Below are 18,801 nucleotides of genomic sequence, written 5' to 3'. Positions count from 1 at the left end.
ATGCAAAAAACGGTGGTGATCACCGGCTGTTCCAGCGGTATCGGCGCCGTCGCGGCGACGGATTTACGCCAGCGCGGTTATCGGGTGGTGGCGACCTGCCGCAACCCGGCGGATGTCGCAGGGCTGCTGGCCGCCGGATTCGAGGCGCTGCAAATGGATCTGGATGAAGCAAAGAGCGTTGACATTGCCGCCGCCGCTATCATTGAGCTCACCGGCAATCGGGTCTATGCCCTGTTCAATAATGCCGGCTACGGGCAATACGGCCCCCTGGCCGACCTGTCGCGTCAGCTATTGGAGAAACAGTTCGCCAGCAATCTGTTCGGCACTCATCAGCTCACCCAGCGCTTGCTGCCGGCCATGCTGCCCCACGGCGAGGGGCGGATTATCCAGACCAGTTCGGTGATGGGGCTGGTTTCCACGCCGGGACGCGGGGCATATGCCGCCAGTAAATTCGCCCTGGAAGCCTGGTCGGATACTCTGCGGATGGAGCTGCACGGCACCGGCCTGCATGTCAGCCTGATTGAGCCCGGCCCCATAAGCACCGCTTTTACCGGCAACGTCAGACAGTCCAGGTCGGATAAACCGGTAACCAATCCCGGTATTGCCAAACGATTTACGTTGCCTCCCGAGGCAATCCTGCCCAAACTGCATCATGCGTTGGAACATCCGAGACCCCGGTTACGTTATCCGGTCACGCTGGTGGCGCATACTATGTCAGTGTTACGCCGTATTTTACCGGACCGAAGCCTTGATATGATTTTACGCGGCAGGCATTGAGGCGGGGGAAAACGCCCCCATATATCGCTAAAACGGACGAGAGAAAATTTCATGCTAGCTCAAGCCACCCTTGTTGAAATTGATGAAACAAACCTGCAGCAAACCCTCGAACAATCTTTGTCCCAGCCGGTGCTGTTCTATTTTTGGTCGGAGCGCAGCCAGCATTGCCAGCAATTGACGCCGGTTATCGATCGGCTGGCGTTGGAATTCGCCGGCCAGTTCATCCTGGCCAAGGTGGATTGCGATGCCCAGCAGCAGGTAGCCGCTCAATTCGGCCTGCGCGCCATCCCCACGCTGTATTTGTTTAAAGACGGCCAGCCGCTGGACGGACTGCAGGGTCCGCAGTCGGAGGAGGTGATTCGCGAGCTGCTGCTCAGAGCCTTGCCGGATCCCGCCGAACTCAAAATGACCGAGGCCGGCGCCCTTATGGACCAAGGCGCCTACGGCGAAGCCCTGCCGCTGTTGAAAGAGGCCTGGCAGATGAGCAAGCAGTCCAGCGAATCGGGGCTGCTGCTGGCGGAAACCTATATCCATCTCAAGCGTATCGACGATGCCCAGGCGGTACTGGACGTTTTCCCGCTACAGGATAAAGATACCCGCTACCAGGGGCTGCTGGCGCAAATCGATCTGATGAAACAGGCGGCGAACACGCCGGAAATGCAGCAATTACAACTCCAGGTGCAAAATGCGCCGGACGATGCGGCGCTGGCGGTGCAGTTGGCGCTGCAGCTGCATCAGGTCGGCCGGAACGAGGAAGCGCTGGAACTGCTTCTTGGCCATCTGCGCAAGGATCTCGCCGCCGCGGAGGGTGAAGCTCGCAAAACCATGATGGATATCCTGTCGGCCCTGGGCACCGGCGACGCCCTGGCGGGAAAATATCGCCGCAAGCTGTATTCCCTGCTCTATTAAGCCTTCATGCCGGGTGGGGCCGCTGCCCCGCTCCGCAGGCGTCGGTAAGCCGGAAAGCCTCGGCCTGCGGTGCTTCGCCGCTTAAACCGCGCAACGCGTTCAATCCGCCGGACCGGTGAAATCCCGATCCCGTCGCCGAATATGCTCTGTCCCCCGCGAATCCGCGACGGCAAAAGCGTACTATTAAGCCAGCGTTGAAAACGCTGTGTCATGCTGGCCGGCAGCCGCGGGCGATGCCTTTTGGGTCGGCCCGGCCACGTTAGTTCCTTCACGTAAAGAAATGGAGATTCCCCCTATGCTGACGGTTATACCAATCATAGTTATTGTCGCCCTGATTATCGTCTGGGCGGGGATAAAAATTGTCCCGCAAGGATATCATTGGACAGTGGAGCGTTTTGGCCGTTATACCCACACACTCAGACCCGGCCTCAATCTGGTGGTGCCGTTCATGGACCGGATCGGGCGCAAGATCAATATGATGGAACAGGTGCTGGATATTCCGTCGCAGGAAATCATCTCGAAGGACAACGCCAATGTCACCATCGACGCGGTCTGCTTTATCCAGGTAGTGGAACCATCGCGCGCCGCCTATGAAGTCAGTAACCTGGAGCAGGCCATACTTAACCTGACCATGACCAATATCCGTACGGTGCTGGGCTCCATGGAGCTGGACGAAATGTTGTCCCAGCGGGACGGCATCAATACCCGCCTGCTGCATATCGTGGATGAAGCCACCAGTCCCTGGGGCATCAAGGTCACGCGTATCGAAATCCGCGACGTCCGGCCGCCGGTGGAAATGATTGCCGCGATGAACGCGCAGATGCGGGCTGAACGTACCAAGCGGGCGAATATCCTTGAGGCGGAAGGGATACGCCAGGCCGCCATCCTGCGGGCCGAGGGTGAAAAACAGTCGCAAATCCTGAAAGCGGAGGGTGAGCGTCAATCCGCTTTCCTGCAGGCGGAAGCCCGTGAACGGGCGGCGCAGGCCGAAGCGCAGGCCACCCAGGTGGTCTCCGATGCCATCGCGGCGGGCAATATCCAGGCGATTAACTATTTTGTCGCCCAGAAATATACGGATGCGCTGAAACATATCGGTTCCGCCAACAACAGCAAGGTTATCATGATGCCGCTGGATGCCAGCAGCCTGATGGGCGCCATCGGCGGTATTGCCGAACTGATCGGCGATAGCAAACAGGTCCGGGGTAAATAACCATGCTGACCGCTTTGGTGGTAAATCCTCATTGGTTCTGGATTTCGCTCGGCGGTCTGCTGCTGGCTGCCGAAATGCTGGGCGCCGGCGGGTTCCTGTTATGGAGCGGCTGCGCCGCGGTGGCGGTGGGACTGGTGATATGGGTGGTGCCCATGGATTGGGCGGCGCAAGGCCTCCTGTTCGCGCTGCTCACCCTGGTTTCAGGCTTTTTATGGTGGTATTGGCTGCGCGGTCATAACAAAAGCCTGCCCGCGTCGTTGCTCAACCGACGCGGCGAACAGCTGGTGGGCATCCATGCCATCCTGGTGGAACCGGTGGTGAACGGCGTCGGCCGGGTACGCGTCGGCGACGGCACATGGCGGGCGATCTGCGACGAAGATCTGCCCGTGGGGGCCACCGTGGAAGTGATGGCCGCGGAAGGCATTACGTTGCATGTCCGTCCGGTCAGCGGCTCGAGCAGCATCCCGACAGATTATCAATAATCGGGCAATCGGCGCCTTCATCCCCAGGACAGCTTTCCGCCAGCGCCAACAGGTGCTCGCGCATGGCTTTCAGCTGTTCGATGTGATTTTCGATGTCTTTCACTTTCTGCAGGGTGCGGGTCTTGACGTCGGCGCTGTGGCGCTGGGGATTATTAAAGAGCGCCACCAGTTCGCGGCATTCGTCGAGGTTGAATCCCACCAGCCGCGCCTGATGCAGCAGCGTCAGCTCTTCCAGATGCCGTGCGTCATAGCTGCGATAACCATTGTCCCGGCGGGTGGGCTGCGTCACCAGGCCCTTCTCTTCATAAAACCGGATCGCCTTGCTGGTCAGGCCGGTTTTTTTCGCCACGTCGCTAATATTCATTTTCCCCCCTTGACCTTCCCCTTGCGGCAAGGTTTAAGCTTCATTACATCGAATTTTCCCAACCGAAGTCAACCTGTTTGGGAAATCCCGTTAACCACAAAGGAGTCGTGTATGTCACAGACTATCGTACTCGCATTGCAGGGTTTGTCTTGCGATCACTGTATTAAACGGGTCAAAGAGACCCTCGAATCCCGTGACGATGTTGAAAGCGCACGGGTGGCGCTGGACTATGCGGAAGTCACCGGCGATGCCGGAGCGCCGGATCTGATTGCCAGTATTGAACAGGCCGGTTACGACGCCGCGCCGGCGGAGCGGGGGGATACCGAATTGGCCCTTTCCGGCCTGAACTGCGGGCATTGCGTGGCCAGCACCCGCAAGGCGCTGGAAGCGGTGCCCGGCGTCTTCAGCGCCACGGTAACGCTGGATCACGCCAGCGTGTACGGTAAGACGGATGCATCGGCACTGGTCAAGGCGGTGGAACAGGCGGGTTACCAGGCCGTTCCGGCGGTGAGTCAGCCGCACCCAAAAACTGAGCCGCTGACAGTGCTTACCTCAGCGCCGGACTTTCTGGCAGCGGCGACATCTCTTCCGGCATACATCAATAGCGATTCTCCGGACGCGGTGGCAACGACGTCCCCTTCCCCCGTCGCGGCCTTGCCTCAAAGCGCATCGCCGCAAAGCGACGACAGTTTGCATCTGTTGATTAGCGGCATGAGCTGCGCCAGTTGCGTCAGTAAAGTCGAACATGCGCTACAGCGGGTTCCCGGCGTGGAGCAGGCGCGGGTGAACCTGGCGGAGCGCAGCGCACTGGTGATGGGGACCCCGGACGGTGGGGCGCTGATAACCGCCATTGAACAGGCCGGCTACGGCGCGGAGCTGATTGCGGATGAAACCCAGCGGCGGGAACGGCAGCAGCAGACCGCGCAAAGCGCAATGCGACGTTTCCGCTGGCAATCGGCGCTGGCGCTGGCCCTGGGTCTACCGTTAATGGCCTGGGGCCTGTTCGGCGGCAGCATGACCCTCACCCCGCAAACCCGCTTGCCCTGGCTGCTCATCGGCTTGATTACCCTGGCGGTGATGATTTTCGCCGGCGGACATTTTTACCGCAGCGCCTGGCGCAGTCTGAAAACCGGCAGCGCCACCATGGACACGCTGGTGGCGCTGGGCACCGGCGCGGCCTGGCTTTACTCCATCAGTATCGTGCTTTGGCCGGACGTGTTCCCGATGATGGCGCGCCATCTCTATTTTGAAGCCAGCGCCATGATCATCGGCTTGATTAATCTCGGCCATGCCCTGGAACAACGCGCCCGCCAGCGCTCATCGCAGGCCTTGGAACGCCTGTTGGACCTGACGCCCCCCACGGCCAGGGTGGTCACCGAAAACGGCGAGCAAACCCTGCCCCTGTCAGAGGTTCAACTGGGCATGATCCTGCGGCTGACCGCAGGGGATCGGGTACCGGTGGACGGTGAAATTACCCAGGGTGAAATCTGGCTGGATGAATCCATGCTCACCGGGGAGCCGGCGCCGCGGCAAAAATCCAACGGCGATAAAGTCCATGCGGGAACCGTAGCGCAGGACGGCAGCGTGTTGTTCCGCGCCGATGCGGTGGGCAACCAAACCACCCTGGCGCGGATCATCAGGTTGGTGCGCCAGGCGCAAAGCAGTAAACCGGCCATCGGACAGATGGCGGACCGGATTTCGGCGGTATTTGTCCCGACGGTTGTGGCCATCGCCTTAATCAGCGCCGCCATCTGGTATCTGGTGGGGCCGGCGCCTCAAATCGTCTATACGCTGGTGGTCGCCACCACGGTATTGATTATCGCGTGCCCCTGCGCCCTGGGCCTGGCTACTCCCATGTCCATTATTGCCGGCATAGGCCGGGCGGCGGAGTTCGGCGTACTGGTGCGGGATGCCGATGCGCTGCAGCACGCCACCTCCCTTGATACCCTGGTCTTCGATAAAACCGGCACCCTCACCGAGGGCCGCCCGAGAGTGGTGGCGGTGGAACCCATGGCCGGTTTTGACGAGTCACGGGCGCTGTCGCTGGCTGCGGCGCTGGAACAGGGCTCCAATCATCCCCTGGCCCACGCCATCGTCCAGCGTGCCGGTGAAACGGCGCTGCCTGTAGTACGGGAAGTAGTGCGGGAATTTCACACCCTGCGCGGTCTCGGGGTCAGCGGCGAGGTAGACGGGGCCCGGATTTTATTGGGCAACAGCGCGTTGCTAAAGCAGCACCATATCAACGCCGGGCTCATTGCCGACAGGATAAAACACTGGTCGGAACAGGGCGCCACGCCGGTGATTCTGGCGGTGGACGGCGAGGTGGCGGCGCTGTTCGCCGTTCGCGATCCGCTGCGGTCGGACAGCGTGGCGGCGCTCAACCGGCTGCATGCTCAGGGTTATACCCTGGTCATGCTCACCGGCGACAATCCCGCCACTGCCCAAAGCGTGGCGAAAGAGGCCGGTATCGACCGGGTGATTGCCGGCGTATTGCCGGACGGCAAGGCGGAGGCCATCAGGACGTTACAGCAGCAGGGGCACCGGGTAGCCATGATTGGCGACGGCATCAATGACGCGCCGGCCCTGGCCCAGGCGGAAGTGGGTATCGCCATGGGGGGCGGCAGCGATGTGGCTATTGAAACCGCCGCCATTACCCTGATGCGCCATAGTCTGCACGGGGTGGCGGACGCGCTGGCGGTCTCCAAGGCCACGTTGCGCAACATGAAGCAAAATCTGCTGGGGGCCTTCGTTTATAATGTATTGGGGATTCCTATCGCCGCCGGTATTTTGTATCCCTTTACCGGCACCCTGCTCAGCCCGGTGGTGGCCGGCGCGGCGATGGCGCTGTCATCGATTACCGTGGTGAGCAACGCCAACCGATTGATAGGTTTTAAACCAAAAGCATAAACTTGAATACGTCGAGTCGCAGCTGTGTTAGCCGCGACTTGAAGTATGACGGGTATAACGTCCCGGCGGCTTCATGTTACCCTAGGATGCTATAAGACAACGGGGACGACAGGTAATGAGAAAATGGTGGCGGCGCACGGCGACCGTACTGGGATTGCTGTCCCGGCCGGTTTATGCCTGGCCGGGAATGGATATCAGCCTGCCGGCGGATCGGCAACTGCATCTGGTGGGCAGTATCCATATGGGTACCCGGGACATGGCGCCGCTGCCCGCCAGCCTGCTGCTGATGCTGCGTAAAGCCAGCGCGCTGATCGTGGAAGCGGATGTTACCGTCAGCCCGCCGCTCACCAGCGCCACGCCTGTAACGGTGCCCCTGGCCGAGCGGCTCTCACCCGACCACCTGGGGATCCTTCGGCGCCTGTGTGAAGAGTATCATTTGGACGAGAGCACGCTTGCAGGGCTTCCCGCCTGGCGTATCGCACTGATGCTACAGGCGCACCAGGCCGAGGGGCTTGGACTGCGCGCGGCTTACGGTATCGATTACCAGTTGATCCAGGCGGCGAAGGCCATGGATAAACCGGTAATTGAACTGGAAGGCCCCGATGAACAGCTGGGACTGCTGCTGCAATTGCCGGATCAGGGCAATGCCCTGCTGGAGGATACCCTGAGCCATTGGCATACCAACGCTCGCCTGCTGCAGACCATGATCGGCTGGTGGATGAACCGCGGGCCCGCGGATGTAGGCAACGCCTTCCCCGCCACCTTCAGCAGCGAGCTTTACCATTACCTGATGACCGAACGCAACCGCCGCTGGAAATCAGCATTGGAGGCCCTCCCCGCCGGGGCGTATGTGGTGGCGGTAGGCGCGCTGCATTTATATGGCGAGCAAAACCTGCCCTCGCTGTTACAGTCTTGAATAGTATTTTAAACGCCGGGCATTTACCCTCCGGCGTCGGTACGTTACCCTAAATTATCCCTAATGCGATTTACGCTCAGGTTGACGCTATGACCCCTGCGGTTAAGTTATTGGAAAAAAACCATATCGTTTTTACCCTCCATCCCTATGAGCACGACAGCGATGAAACCCACTTCGGCGATGAGGCCGTTGAAAAGCTGGGGCTGGACGCCGCCCAGGTGTATAAAACCTTGCTGGTGGCATTAAATGGCGACCCCAAGCATCTGGCGGTGGCGGTCACCCCGGTGGCGCTGCAGCTGGACTTGAAAAAAGTCGCCAAAGCCCTGGGCGCCAAAAAAGCCGAAATGGCCGATCCCCAATTGGCGCAAAAAACCACCGGCTACCTGGTGGGCGGGATCAGTCCGTTAGGACAGAAAAAACACCTGCCCACCGTTATTGACCGGCCGGCGCGGCAATTCGCCACTATTTTCGTTTCCGGCGGCAAGCGGGGACTGGATATTGAATTGAAACCCGGCGATTTAGGCCTGTTATTATCGGCCGTTTTCGCCGATATCGCCAAGCGGGACGGCCAGGACAAGGCGGCGGACCAAGCATGACCGAACGTATTCTCTCAGGGGCAAAATCCGGTGCAAGCCTGGCCCGGCGCACGGTCTTTCCCGTGCTGGCCGCCATCAGCGTCGCCCACCTGCTCAATGATATGATTCAGTCGCTGATCCTGGCGATTTACCCGCTGCTGCAAGCCTCTTTTTCCCTGAGTTTTACCCAGGTGGGCATGATTACCCTGACCTACCAGATCACCGCCTCGTTACTGCAACCCCTTATCGGCAGTTATACCGATAAACATCCGCAGCCCTACTCGCTGCCCATCGGCATGATGTTTACCTTGTGCGGCCTGCTGCTGATGGCCACCGCCGGCAGTTTCCCCTGGGTGCTGGCGGCGGCGGCGCTGGTGGGCACCGGTTCCTCGGTATTCCATCCGGAATCCTCACGGGTGGCGCGCATGGCCTCCGGCGGGCGCCATGGCCTGGCCCAATCGCTGTTCCAGGTGGGCGGCAATTTCGGCGCTTCGCTGGGGCCGCTGTTGGCCGCGTTAATCATCGCACCCTACGGTCGGGGGCATATTGCCTGGTTCTCTCTGGCGGCGCTGCTGGCTACGGTTATTCTGCTGCAGGTAGGCAAATGGTACCGCGGCGCGATAACGGCGCCCGCGGCTCGCCGCGGCCGGCCCGCCGCAGCGTCCGTTTTGCCCGCCCGCCGGGTGGCGGGGGCCATTGCTATTTTACTGGTGCTGATCTTCTCTAAGTATTTTTATTTAACCAGCATCAGCAGTTATTACACTTTTTATCTGATCCATAAATTCGGTTTGTCAGTGCAGGCGGCGCAGCTCCACCTGTTCGCCTTTTTGTTCGCCGTGGCGGTAGGCACCGTTATCGGCGGCCCGTTGGGCGATCGTATCGGCCGGAAATATGTTATATGGGGCTCCATACTCGGCGTCGCCCCTTTTACGCTGTGGCTGCCCCATGCGTCCCTGGCGGTGACCAGCGTGCTGACACTGTTTATCGGCGTGATTATCGCTTCGGCCTTTTCCGCCATCCTGGTCTTCGCCCAGGAGCTGTTGCCCGGCCGCATCGGCATGGTATCCGGACTGTTTTTCGGCTTCGCGTTCGGCATGGGGGGCCTTGGGGCGGCGGTGCTGGGTTATATTGCCGATTTGACCAGCATTGAATTTGTCTATCAAATCTGCGCATTCTTGCCTTTGCTAGGCATTCTCACCGCTTTTCTGCCCGATCCCCGCTGACAATCTCCTCCTTTCCCGCTGAAGATTGTTCAGCGGGGAACGTTTTTACCCCGAAATCCTTGGTGGCAAATTATAAAATCGGAAGAAATACACCTTTACAGCCTTTTCCCGGTAAAAGCTTTTTTTTTGCCGTCTTGCCATAAATTCCTACCCAAACTCCCCGGCTTTGCCATAAACTCAATATGTAAGTTTTTGTTTCTAACGCCTCTTGGCAAGGAGTCGGGATGCATCATGCCACACCACTCATCAATACCATTGTCGGAGGCCTGGTCCTGGCTTTTTTGCTGGGCATCCTTGCCAGTCGTTTTCGCATCTCCCCCCTGGTGGGCTATCTCGCCGCCGGGGTTCTCGTGGGTCCCCATACGCCGGGTTTCGTCGCCGACACCTCCCTGGCGACGGAACTGGCAGAACTGGGGGTGATATTGCTGATGTTCGGGGTGGGGCTGCATTTCTCCTTCAAGGATCTGATGGCGGTAAAATCCATCGCCATCCCCGGCGCCATTGCCCAAATCGGCGTAGCCACCCTGCTGGGCATGCTTTTTTCCACGTTGATGGACTGGACGCCGGTCAACGGCCTGGTGTTCGGTCTGTGCCTGTCCACCGCCAGCACCGTGGTATTGCTGCGGGCGCTGGAGGAGCGGCAGCTCATCGATAGCCGGCGCGGACAAATCGCCATCGGCTGGCTGATTGTGGAAGATCTGGTGATGGTGCTGACGCTGGTATTACTGCCGGCGTACGGCAATATGCTGGGCAGCGACGCAGGCGGCAGCGCGCTGTCGTGGCAAGACCTGGCCATTACCATCGGCAAGGTGGTGGCGTTTATCACCTTGATGATTGTGGTGGGCCGCCGGGTAGTACCCTGGGTCCTGGCCAAAAGCGCCAGTACCGGCTCGCGGGAGCTGTTTACCCTTTCGGTGCTGGCCATGGCCCTGGGTATCGCTTTCGGCGCGGTGAAGCTGTTTGACGTTTCGTTTGCCCTGGGGGCATTTTTCGCCGGCGTGGTGCTTAGCGAATCAGAACTGAGCCACCGCGCCGCCCAAGATACCCTGCCTCTGCGGGATGCCTTCGCAGTGCTGTTTTTTGTGTCGGTGGGCATGCTGTTCGACCCGCTCATCGTTATCAACGAACCGGGAGCGGTGCTGGCGACGCTGGCCATTATCCTGTTGGGTAAATCGGCGGCTGCTTTCGCTCTGGTGAAGCTGTTCGGCCTCTCCACCCGCACCGCGCTGACGATTTCCGTCAGCCTGGCGCAAATCGGCGAATTCGCCTTTATTCTCGCCGGACTGGGCATCGCCCTGGGCATGCTGACCCAGGAAGGGCAAAATCTGGTGCTGGCGGGGGCGATTTTATCCATCATGACTAATCCGCTGATGTTTGCCGTGCTGGAGCGCTATCTGGCCCGGGATGCGACCGATGAAGAACAATATGCGGAACAAAAGCCGGGGGAAGAGCCCCAGTCCCCCATGGAAATCTGCCATCACGTGCTGCTGGTGGGATATGGCCGGGTGGGTAGCCTTATCGGCGCCAAACTGGCACAGGCAGGCATGCCGATGGTGGTGGTTGAGAACGCCCGCCCCCGGGTGGACGCCCTGCGCGAGCAAGGGATTAATGTGGTCATGGGCAATGCCGCCAAGGCGGAGATTCTTTCGCTGGCGCGCCTGGATTGCGCCCACTGGCTGCTATTGACGATTCCCAACGGCTTTGAAGCCGGACAAATTGTCGCCATGGCCCGAGCCAAGCGGCCGGATCTGCACATTGTCGCCCGCGCACATTATGATGAGGAAGTGACCTATATTACCGAACGCGGCGCAACGCAGGTGGTCATGGGTGAGCGGGAGATTGCCAATAGCATGATTTCCCTGCTGCAGCTTGAGACCTCCCTGGTACCCCAGACGGATGACAGCGTACCGGGGCAGCGTTCGCTGCCGTTTTAACGGCGTGATGCCGAAGGGCGGCTTATTTGTCCGTTGGTTCACTCACCAATTGCCGAAACAGCGCAATCTGCGAGGGGTTATCATTCAGGGCCGGAATATAATGGAACGTTTCACCGCCGGCATGAGTGAAGATTTCCCGATTCTGGACATTAATCTCTTCCAGGGTTTCCAAACAGTCCGACGAAAAGCCCGGACAGATCACCTGCACATGTTTCACCCCCTGTGCCGGTAAATCCCGCAGACTGTGATCGGTAAACGGCATCAGCCAGGGATCGCGGCCGAAACGGGACTGGAAGGTCATCATGACCCGCTCCGGGGGAAAATCCAGCGCGGCCACCAGAGCCCGGCGGGTATCCTCGCAGCGCTGCGGATAGTCATCCCCCTCACGCGCATAGCGCTGGGGAATGCCGTGGAAAGAGATAACCAGCCGGTCCGGGCGTCCGAGCCGGGCGAAAGAAGCTTCAATGCTCTGCTTCAGCGCCGCGATATAGGCGGGATGCTCGGCGTAATCGCGAATAAAGCGGATCGCGGGCAAACGGCGGTAGCCGGTTAAAATGCGGGCTACGGCATCCCAGATGGCGGCGCTGGTGGAACTGGAATATTGCGGATACAGCGGCAGGATTGTCAGGTTGGTTACCCCCGCGGCCAACAGGCGCTCAATGGCGGACGGCAGCGTGGGCCGGCCATAGCTCATGGCCAATTCCACCCTGGTATCGGGCAAGGCGGCCGCCAGCGCCGCCTGCTGACGCTTGCAATACACCATGAGCGGCGACCCCTCTTCCATCCAGACGCTGTTATACAGCTTCGCCACCCGGGGGGAACGAAAGGGCAGTATCACGCCGTGCAGCAGCGGCCACCAAAGAAGACGCGGGGTATCCACTACCCGCCGATCGCTGAGGAACTCGGCCAGATATCGTTTTACCGCCTGGGGCGTGGGTGCCTCGGGAGTGCCCAGATTAACCATCAGGACGGCGTTTTTTTCCTGCTCCATGACCTTATCTCCAGTTAAGGTTTAGCCGCCAACATCCTGTAATACAATGGGAATAGCCCGGCGGTTTCGATAAAACAGTGTAGCCGAAAAACCGGCGCGGGTGTTTATGATCCGGGCTAAGATTATCAATTGTTGCAATAGGTGGCGGGCCGAGCCAAAGGCCCGCCCGACTTGAGCGTGGGTTTTTAACCGAGGATCTTTGCCAGTTCGCCGCTGATTTCAGCGACTTTCCGGGTACCGTCGATTTTGAAATAGCGGGTATTGCCGGCATCGGCTTCCTGACGGTAGTAATCAATCAGTGGCGCGGTCTGCTGGTGATACTCCACCAGACGCTTGCGCACGGTTTCTTCCTGATCGTCTTTACGGCTGGTGAGCGGCTCGCCGGTGACGTCATCCTTGCCTTCTTCCTTCGGCGGGTTGAACTTGACGTGGTAAACACGGCCGGAAGGGGTGTGCACGCGGCGGCCGACGATGCGTTCGATAATCAGGCTGTCCGGTACGGCGAATTCCAGCACATAGTCCACGCTGATGCCGGCGTCCTTCATGGCATCCGCCTGGGGAATGGTGCGGGGGAAACCGTCCAGCAGGAATCCGTTACGGCAATCGTCCTGTTTAATCCGTTCTTTCACTAACGCAATGACTAATTCATCGGTCACCAGCTTGCCGGCATCCATGATTTCCTTGGCTTTTTTCCCCAGTTCGGATTGCGCTTTCACCGCAGCGCGCAGCATATCGCCGGTTGAAATCTGCGGAATACCGTACTTTTCCATAATAAACTGCGCCTGAGTGCCTTTACCGGCGCCTGGAGCGCCCAGCAGAATGATACGCATTGCGTAAATCCCCTTGCTAATCTTAAATGTAAAAAAGTGAGAAAACGCTAAACCTTACCACTAGTGTATAGCGTTCCTCAAGGCATGGCGGCTGGGAGAAGCGGTTTTATGCCGCTTTAGGAATCTTGCCCGGTACGGGGGGGTAAAAAAACGACGTGAATGTCCATATTATAGGCCGGGCAAGCCCGGCCTGAGCTTGTTGACAAAACGTTCGGTCGGGGCAAGGCTTTTACCCACCCCCCCAACGGCTTATTTGGCCAGCAGCTGATTCATGCGGCGGATAAACTGGTTCGGGTCGTCCAGCGTGCCGCGCTCCGCCAGCAGCGCCTGATCCAGCAACAGATCGATCCATTCACCGAAATGGCTTTCATCATTGATATCAGCCGCACGCTTGACCAGCGCATGCTCCGGATTGAGTTCAAATATATATTTGATTTCCGGGGCTTTCTGCCCGGCGGAGGCAAACAGCTTCGCCATCTGGGTGGTCATGTCGTTGGCATCGGTGGTCACGATGGCCGGGGTATCGGTGAGACGGTGGGTCAGGCGCACGTCCTTGACCCGATCTCCCAGCAGGGTCTTCACCCGGCTGACAAAAGGTTCCAGCGCTTTATCGGCGTCTTTGCGCTCTTCCGGCGTCTCTTCATCCGCCAGTTTATCCAGCGTCGCATCGGTTTTACTGATGGATTGGAACGGCTTGCCCTCGAATTCCGTCAGGTAGCTCATCATCCATTCATCAATACGATCGGACAGCAGCAGCACCTCGATGCCTTTTTTACGCAGCAGTTCCAGGTGCGGACTGCTCTTGGCGGCGGCATAGCTGTCGGCGGTGAGGTAATAGATTTTTTCCTGGCCTTCCACCATCCGGCCCAGATAGTCCTGCAGCGAGACGGTTTGCGCAGAGCTGTCGGTATGGGTAGAGGCAAAACGAAGCAGCTTGGCGATGCTTTCCCCATTGCCGGTATCTTCCCCCGGACCTTCTTTCAGCACCAGGCCGAACTGTTCCCAGAATTTCTGATAGTTTTCCGGATCGTCCTTGGCCAGCTTTTCCAGCATTTGCAGCGCGCGTTTGGTGAGGGCGCTTTTCAGGTTTTGCGTTACGCGGTTATCTTGCAGGATTTCTCGGGAGATGTTCAGCGGCAGATCGTTGGAATCAATCAGGCCCTTCACGAATCGCAGATAATTCGGCATGAACTGCTCGGCATCGTCCATGATAAAGACCCGCTGCACATACAGCTTCAGGCCATGCTTATGATCGCGATTCCACATATCCCAGGGGGCCTGGGCGGGAATATACAGCAGGCTGGTATATTCCTGCTTCCCCTCCACCCGGTTATGGCTCCAGATAAGCGGATCGCTGTAATCATGGGAAAGGTGTTTGTAGAATTCCTTGTATTCTTCGTCGCTTATCTCGCCCTTGCTGCGGGTCCACAGCGCCTGGGCTTTATTGATCTTCTCCCAGCTAATGGTTTCGGCGGCGTCATCGGCGGCTTGCGCGTCTTGATCCTCCGCGTCCCCTTCTTTCTCCGGCTTGCTGCGGGTTTCTATTTCCACCGGCAGGGCGATATGGTCGGAATATTTGCTGATGATGCTGCGCAAACGCCAGTCATCCAGGAATTCATCCTCGCCCTCGCGCATATGCAGCGTGATTTCAGTGCCGCGTTCAGGTTTGGTGATATCGGCAATGGTGTAATCCCCTTCACCGGCGGATTCCCAGAACACGCCTTCCTCGGCGGGAGCACCGGCGGCGCGGGTGCGCACGGTCACTTTATCCGCCACGATAAAGGCGGAATAGAAGCCGACGCCGAACTGGCCGATTAACTGGCTGTCCTTCACCTGATCCGACCCCATGGACTCAAGAAAGGCCTTGGTGCCGGATTTAGCGATGGTGCCCAGGTTGTCGATAACCTCGTCCCGACGCATGCCGATGCCGTTATCACTCAGGGTCAGCGTACGTTTCTCTTTATCGCACGACAGGCGGACTCGAAGTTCGCCGTCGCCTTCATAGAGCTCGGGCTGCGACAATGCGCGAAAACGAAGCTTATCCGCCGCATCCGAGGCGTTAGAGATCAGTTCGCGTATAAAGATTTCTTTATTGGAATAAAGTGAGTGGATCATTAACTGAAGTAGTTGTTTTACTTCAGATTGGAATCCGCGAGTTTCTTGTCCTTTCATACTTATACTTACCTCAATCCAAATAGCTGTCAGTCAGGCGGGTTTGCGTACAACGATGAAGAACAAATGGGGGTGGTTCAGAGGAATTTCAAGGCAAAAAAATGAAAATTGTTGGCGGATTCAACGAGGAAGAGGCCGGCACGCGCGGGGAAAATCCCCGCCCCGGCCTTAAAATTTGATGGGTTGGCGGCCCGCCAGGGAGTGTGAAAGGGTTGTACCGTCAACCATTTCCAACTCGCCGCCCATGGGCACGCCGTGGGCGATACGACTAGCCAGTACATTGTGATGGGCGCACATCTCGGCGATATAGTTGGCGGTGGCCTCCCCCTCCACCGTGGGATTGGTGGCAAGTATCACTTCAGCGATGTTTTCAACCGCCAGCCGCTCCTGCAGCCGGCCGAGGCCGATATCCTCCGGACCGATACCGTCCAGCGGGGATAAATGCCCCATCAGCACAAAATAGCGGCCGGCATATTGGCCGGTCTGTTCAATGGCGTGAATATCCGCGGGACTTTCCACCACGCAAATTTGCCGGCTCTGCGCACGGCGCGGATTGGCGCAGATGGTGCAGATATCCTGCTCGGTAAACGTCCGGCAGTCGGCGCACTGGCCGATTTCCGCCATGGCGCGGGTCAAGGACTGCGCCAGCCGCATGCCGCCGCCGCGATCCCGTTGCAATAAATGAAAAACCATGCGCTGCGCCGATTTCGGTCCCACCCCCGGCAGGCAACGCAACGCTTCCATTAACGCTTCAAGCAATGGGCTGGTTTGCATCAGAACGGCATTTTAAAACCGGGAGGAAGCTGCATGCCGCTGGAGACAGAGGCCATTTTTTCCTTCTGCGTCTCGGCGATGCGCCGGGCCGCATCGTTAAACGCCGCCGCGATCAGGTCCTCCAGCATATCCTTGTCGTCCTCCAGCAGGCTGGGATCCACTTCCACCCGGCGGCAGTTATGGGCGCCGTTGATGGTCACCTTAACCAGACCGGCGCCGGATTCACCGGTCACTTCCAGCTGGGCGATCTCTTCCTGCATTTTCTGCATTCTTTCCTGCATTTGCTGGGCCTGCTTCATCAGGTTGCCCATGCCGCCTTTACCAAACATAATCTTCTCTCTCTCGTAGCTAACCGCAGCGCGGTAGTCATGCCGACGGTGCGGCGGTTAAACAGGACGGATGCTGTCTTCATCCAATTCGGCGTCAAAAAAACGCCGAAGCGTCTGGATGTTATTATCTTCGATAATTGCCTGACGCGCCTGCATCAATTTTTCTTCATAGATAGCTTGCCGCCATTCCAGAGGCGTACGCACCGCCGGATTATCGTCCGTCACCACGCTTAATTCAACCGGTGCGCCCAGTTCTGTGCTCAAGGCCTCGGCAATGGCGCCCTGGGCCATGTCGGAATTCAAATGCTGCTGGCCCGACCGCAGATGCAAACACACCTTGCCCGGCGCCAAATCTTCCCGAAAGGCGTTTAACGCCAGCTGCTGCACCAGCTTGGGCAGAGCCAGCCGGTCCACCAACGCCGCCCACGGATCGCGCTCCATCGATTCCGCCGCCAGCCGGGCGGCCAGCTCCGGCGTTTTTTCATGTTCGAGGGCGTTACGCAACGCCTTTGGCGTAGTAACCGGTTCGTCCGGCTCGGATTGAACGCTGGCCCGCCAGCGGTAGGCCTCCGGCTTGGCGTCTTGGTCCGCTTTAGGTCCCTTTTGTCCGCCGAGCTGACGCTGTTGGGCCTGTTCAGTGACCGACGCCAAACGCTCCAATGCGCTGTTCGCCGGTTTCTGGCGCTCCGGCGTCAAAGCCGGTTCAGCTTTTTTTGGCTTGCGGCTCTCACTGCGTTGCATCAGCGCGGTGCGGGCCTGCAGTAGCTGGGCGGTGTTCTTTGGCAAATCAGCCGCCGCGGGAAGATCTTCATCGCCGGCTCCGGGCCCAGGAGCCGGCCCGGCGGCGGCGTCCGGCTCCGCCGGCCCAAACATGGCCGCCGAGTCGGCATCACCCTCGGCCCGAGAACTTGGCGCCGGGTAAACAGCATTGGGATTCGTAGGGGGCAACGAGGAAGCCGGCGCATCCTGTGCGCCTGTATGCGACTGTGCCGGCGCGCTGGTTTCGTTCCTACCCGAACGCGGCGGGAGAATCGTGCCCTGTCGTTCCGCCGGTCGAGGGTGGATAGGGCTCGGAAGAGCGCGTTCTTCTGGTCCGGCGTTTGCCGGAGCGGTTTCGTCAGCGCCATAATCCAGGTTCGCCGATGTATCGCCCGAAGAGTGCTCCGCCGGCGGCGAAAACGCCTGGTGACGGGGATGAAATGCCAGTGCGCGCAGCAGTGTCATTTCAACGCCCATCCGCCGATCGGGCGCGAAGGGCAGCTCTTTACGTCCCACCAGCAGCGTTTGGTAATAAAGCTGCAAATCGGCGGGGGGGATCAGCCGCGCCAGCTCACGCAATCTTGACAGGATAACGGCATCGTCTTCATCCGACAGGGCATCCGGCAAAAGCTGCCCCATGGCAACGCGATGCAACAGCGTCAGCATTTCCACCAGCAGCGTTTCCCAGTCAACCCCGCGGGAGGCGCACTGGGCCAGCTGCGCCATCATGGCGCTGCCGTCCGCCTTCACCAGCGCCTCTATCAGCGCCAGGGGCTGCTCGGTATTCAGGGTGCCCAGCATATCGCTGACCGTCCGGGTGGTCACCTGCCCCCCGCCCATGGCGATGGCCTGATCGGTCAAACTCAGCGCATCGCGCATGCTGCCGTCGGCGGCCCGGGCCAAAAGCTGGAGCGCCCGCGGCTCGCTGCCGAGACCCTCCCGCTGGAGGATACGATCGAGCTGATCGCGAATCTGTACGATGTCCAGCGCCTTTAGATGAAACTGCAGGCAGCGGGATAATATGGTCACCGGCAGCTTTTGCGGGTCGGTGGTGGCCAAAAGAAACTTCACGTGGGACGGCGGCTCTTCCAGCGTTTTCAGCAGCGCGTTGAAGCTGTGCCGCGACAGCATGTGGACTTCGTCTATAAGATAGACTTTAAAGCGGCCCCGGGCGGGAGCATATTGCACATTATCCAGCAGATCGCGGGTATCTTCCACCTTGGTGCGTGAGGCCGCGTCAATCTCGATAAGATCGACGAATCGTCCCTGTTCAATCTCTCGGCAGTTATCGCAAACGCCGCACGGCGTGGCAGTAATCCCGGTTTCGCAATTCAGCCCCTTCGCCAGCAAACGGGCAATAGTGGTCTTGCCGACCCCCCGGGTGCCGGATAATAAATACGCATGATGAATCCTGCCCAGTGAAAGGCCGTTGGTGAGCGCCGTCAGAACATGTTCCTGACCTACAACATCTGAAAACGTCTGCGGACGCCATTTACGGGCAAGAACCTGATAGCTCATGGGTCGCGAAAAAGTCGGTGAACAGGAGGCCATGCTAACACAGCCCCACACCGAAGCGCGAGGCTGATATACCCATCATCTTTCACGTTACAGCTGTGTCGGCTGTAACGTGAAAGATGATGGGTAAATGA

16 protein-coding genes are annotated in these 18,801 nt (G+C 59.1%); 9 read left to right on the top strand and 7 right to left on the bottom strand.

The genetic code is table 11. The features are described from left to right. The 4 genes from ACL2XJ_RS14720 to ACL2XJ_RS14705 all read left to right on the top strand — a co-directional run bounded on the left by ACL2XJ_RS14720 (position 1) and on the right by ACL2XJ_RS14705 (position 3,378). On the top strand, positions 1-777 hold the full coding sequence (locus tag ACL2XJ_RS14720; protein ID WP_132927847.1) for an SDR family oxidoreductase: 777 nt from the start codon (positions 1-3) through the stop codon (positions 775-777). 51 nt (positions 778-828) lie between these two features. After that, positions 829-1,686: a tetratricopeptide repeat protein gene (locus tag ACL2XJ_RS14715; RefSeq protein WP_413723656.1), complete on the top strand. Its 858-nt coding sequence runs from the start codon at positions 829-831 to the stop codon at positions 1,684-1,686. A 295-nt stretch (positions 1,687-1,981) separates the two neighbouring features. After that, positions 1,982-2,896, top strand: a complete 915-nt coding sequence (locus tag ACL2XJ_RS14710; protein WP_413723655.1) for an SPFH domain-containing protein — start codon at positions 1,982-1,984, stop codon at positions 2,894-2,896. Positions 2,897-2,898: 2 nt separating this feature from the next. Further along, positions 2,899-3,378, top strand: coding sequence for an NfeD family protein (locus ACL2XJ_RS14705; protein WP_203522377.1), 480 nt, complete (start codon positions 2,899-2,901; stop codon positions 3,376-3,378). On the opposite strand, the gene cueR is transcribed toward ACL2XJ_RS14705, so the two are convergent. Next, positions 3,341-3,742 carry a Cu(I)-responsive transcriptional regulator gene (cueR, locus tag ACL2XJ_RS14700; RefSeq protein WP_132922897.1) on the bottom strand — a complete coding sequence of 134 codons (402 nt, stop codon included), beginning with the start codon at positions 3,740-3,742 and terminating at the stop codon, positions 3,341-3,343. The genes ACL2XJ_RS14705 and cueR overlap by 38 nt on opposite strands. Positions 3,743-3,853: 111 nt before the next feature. Between cueR and copA the strand changes: the two genes are divergently transcribed. The 5 genes from copA (at position 3,854) to ybaL (ending at position 11,297) form a co-directional block, all read left to right on the top strand. After that, the gene (gene copA / locus ACL2XJ_RS14695) at positions 3,854-6,649 is read left to right on the top strand and encodes a copper-exporting P-type ATPase CopA (protein WP_413723654.1); all 2,796 of its coding nucleotides are present in this window, start codon (positions 3,854-3,856) and stop codon (positions 6,647-6,649) included. Positions 6,650-6,764: 115 nt separating this feature from the next. Beyond that, entirely contained in the window at positions 6,765-7,565 is an 801-nt protein-coding gene (locus ACL2XJ_RS14690; protein WP_413723653.1) for a TraB/GumN family protein, read from the top strand. 89 nt (positions 7,566-7,654) lie between these two features. After that, the gene (ybaK, locus tag ACL2XJ_RS14685; protein ID WP_413723652.1) at positions 7,655-8,161 is read left to right on the top strand and encodes a Cys-tRNA(Pro)/Cys-tRNA(Cys) deacylase YbaK; all 507 of its coding nucleotides are present in this window, start codon (positions 7,655-7,657) and stop codon (positions 8,159-8,161) included. Next, complete coding sequence (locus tag ACL2XJ_RS14680) at positions 8,158-9,363, top strand: MFS transporter (protein ID WP_413723651.1); 1,206 nt, start codon at positions 8,158-8,160, stop codon at positions 9,361-9,363. The genes ybaK and ACL2XJ_RS14680 overlap by 4 nt, the downstream gene beginning before the upstream one ends. Positions 9,364-9,587: 224 nt before the next feature. Continuing rightward, the gene (ybaL, locus tag ACL2XJ_RS14675) at positions 9,588-11,297 is read left to right on the top strand and encodes a YbaL family putative K(+) efflux transporter (protein WP_413723650.1); all 1,710 of its coding nucleotides are present in this window, start codon (positions 9,588-9,590) and stop codon (positions 11,295-11,297) included. A gap of 22 nt (positions 11,298-11,319) precedes the next feature. Here the strand turns inward: ybaL and hemH are convergent, their stop codons facing one another. The 6 genes from hemH to dnaX form a co-directional block, all read right to left on the bottom strand. Further along, complete coding sequence (gene hemH / locus ACL2XJ_RS14670; protein WP_413723649.1) at positions 11,320-12,288, bottom strand: ferrochelatase; 969 nt, start codon at positions 12,286-12,288, stop codon at positions 11,320-11,322. Positions 12,289-12,473: 185 nt separating this feature from the next. Beyond that, positions 12,474-13,118 (bottom strand): adenylate kinase, encoded by a 645-nt coding sequence (gene adk / locus ACL2XJ_RS14665; RefSeq protein ID WP_203522383.1) that lies wholly within the window; start codon positions 13,116-13,118, stop codon positions 12,474-12,476. 249 nt (positions 13,119-13,367) lie between these two features. After that, positions 13,368-15,290, bottom strand: a complete 1,923-nt coding sequence (gene htpG / locus ACL2XJ_RS14660) for a molecular chaperone HtpG (RefSeq protein WP_413723648.1) — start codon at positions 15,288-15,290, stop codon at positions 13,368-13,370. 168 nt (positions 15,291-15,458) lie between these two features. Next, positions 15,459-16,064, bottom strand: a complete 606-nt coding sequence (gene recR, locus ACL2XJ_RS14655) for a recombination mediator RecR (RefSeq protein WP_413723647.1) — start codon at positions 16,062-16,064, stop codon at positions 15,459-15,461. Then, positions 16,064-16,393 (bottom strand): YbaB/EbfC family nucleoid-associated protein, encoded by a 330-nt coding sequence (locus tag ACL2XJ_RS14650; RefSeq protein ID WP_132922907.1) that lies wholly within the window; start codon positions 16,391-16,393, stop codon positions 16,064-16,066. The genes recR and ACL2XJ_RS14650 overlap by 1 nt, the downstream gene beginning before the upstream one ends. A 57-nt stretch (positions 16,394-16,450) precedes the next feature. Next, positions 16,451-18,670 carry a DNA polymerase III subunit gamma/tau gene (gene dnaX, locus ACL2XJ_RS14645; RefSeq protein ID WP_413723646.1) on the bottom strand — a complete coding sequence of 740 codons (2,220 nt, stop codon included), beginning with the start codon at positions 18,668-18,670 and terminating at the stop codon, positions 16,451-16,453. Positions 18,671-18,801: the final 131 nt, after the last annotated feature.

It is taken from the genome of Sodalis sp. RH16 (genome assembly GCF_047324245.1).
GTDB lineage: Bacteria > Pseudomonadota > Gammaproteobacteria > Enterobacterales > Enterobacteriaceae > Acerihabitans > Acerihabitans ligni.
Note: the sequence above shows the minus strand (reverse complement) of the source record. Positions and strands in the feature narration are given on the sequence as shown.